The 1,508-nt window shown below is 72.2% G+C and carries 1 protein-coding gene and 1 pseudogene; both read right to left on the reverse strand.

Annotation, left to right across the window (positions count from 1 at the left end):
* Window positions 1-275: 275 nt before the first annotated feature.
* Complete coding sequence (locus CCN44_RS42660) at window positions 276-1,418, reverse strand: phosphatidate cytidylyltransferase (RefSeq protein WP_086704634.1); 1,143 nt, start codon at window positions 1,416-1,418, stop codon at window positions 276-278.
* Window positions 1,418-1,508: pseudogene (locus tag CCN44_RS43875) on the reverse strand (ribosome recycling factor); the annotation flags it as partial. The gene CCN44_RS42660 and the pseudogene CCN44_RS43875, both read right to left, overlap by 1 nt.

A 1,508-nucleotide genomic window follows, 5' to 3' on the forward strand; every position in this document is an offset into this window, starting at 1 on the left:
GTCGAGAGGCATCGGGCGTTCTCCCTGCTGCGTCGCCGGGCGGCGGAACCGCCGCCTGTCAGGGAGTCTGCCGCGCGCGCGTACCGGCCGCCGATCGGTGCTGCGGCATCCGGGGGCGGGGGCTACGGCGTCCGGGGCACGACCGGTGCCACCGCATCCGGCGCAGGCGACTGCGGCGTCCGGGGCACGATCGCTGCTGCGGCATACGGGGCGGGCCCGGATACGGCGACGGTCCCCGTCCTGCGCTCAGGACGGGGACCGTGGAGCCGTACCGCTCATGCCGACCCGACGAAGATCACCATCAGCAGCCACACGACCGGAGCCGTGGGCAGCAGCGAGTCGAGGCGGTCCATGATGCCGCCGTGGCCGGGGAGCAAGGTGCCCATGTCCTTGATGCCCAGGTCCCGCTTGATCATGGATTCGCCGAGGTCGCCCAACGTGGCGCTGCCCGCGACCGCGAGGCCCAGCAGCAGCCCCTGCCACCAGGTGCCGCCGTCGATCAGGAACTGCATGCACAGCGCGCCCGCGACCATCGCGAACAGCACCGCGCCCAGCAGGCCCTCGCGGGTCTTGCCGGGGCTGATGCGCGGGGCGAGCTTGTGCTTGCCGAACCGCCAGCCGACCGCGTACGCGCCCGTGTCGCTGACGACCGTCAGCAGCAGGAAGGTGAGGACCCGCCAGGGGCCGTCGTCGGCGGTGAGCATCAGCGCGACGAACGTGGCCAGGAACGGCACGTAGAACGCGGCGAAGACGCCGGCCGTGACGTCCTTGAGGTAGCCCTCCGGAGGTTCCGTCATCCGCCAGACCAGCGCGGCCAGCGCCGTCAGCGCCATGGCGACCCACGCGCCCTCGGCGCCGCGGACATAGCCGGCGACGACCATCGCCGCCCCGCCGACCGCGAGCGGAACCAGCGGCGCCTTGATGCCCTTGCGCTCCTGGAGCCTGCTGGTCAGTTCCCACAGGCCGACGACGACGGCGACCGCGATCACTCCGACGAAGACGGCCTTCTGGATGAACAGGGACGCGACGATCACCACACCGAGCCCGACGCCCACGCCTATGGCCGCGCTCAGGTCACGGCCCGCGCTCTTCTTCTGCGGCGCTGGCGCCGGCTGCGGGGCGTCGGGCATGGGCTCCGGGTTCTGGGTCTCGGCCGGGAGTTCCCCGGTCTGGAACGTCTCGTCTCGGAACAAGGGGCCGCTCAGCCGAGCGGCCCCCCGGTTGTCGTCCTGGTCTCCGCCATACGCGGGTACGTCGGGCACGATGGGCATGGGGCGAGTCTGCTGCGCCTCAGGCGCATCGTACGTGGGACCCGCCGGGACGGCTTCCGGGACGGGCTGGGCGGGCCCGCCCCCGGTGGGACCCCAGTACCCGGCCTGGCCCGCCGCCTGCGGCGCCCCCCAGGAAGAGTTGCTCATCAGACTTCGAGCAGCTCCGCTTCCTTGTGCTTGAGCAGCCCGTCCACCTGGGCGACGTACTTCGCCGTGGTGTCGTCTAGCTCCTTCTCC

The sequence above is a fragment of the Streptomyces tricolor genome (assembly GCF_002155905.1).
GTDB classification, from domain to species: Bacteria; Actinomycetota; Actinomycetes; order Streptomycetales; family Streptomycetaceae; genus Streptomyces; species Streptomyces tricolor.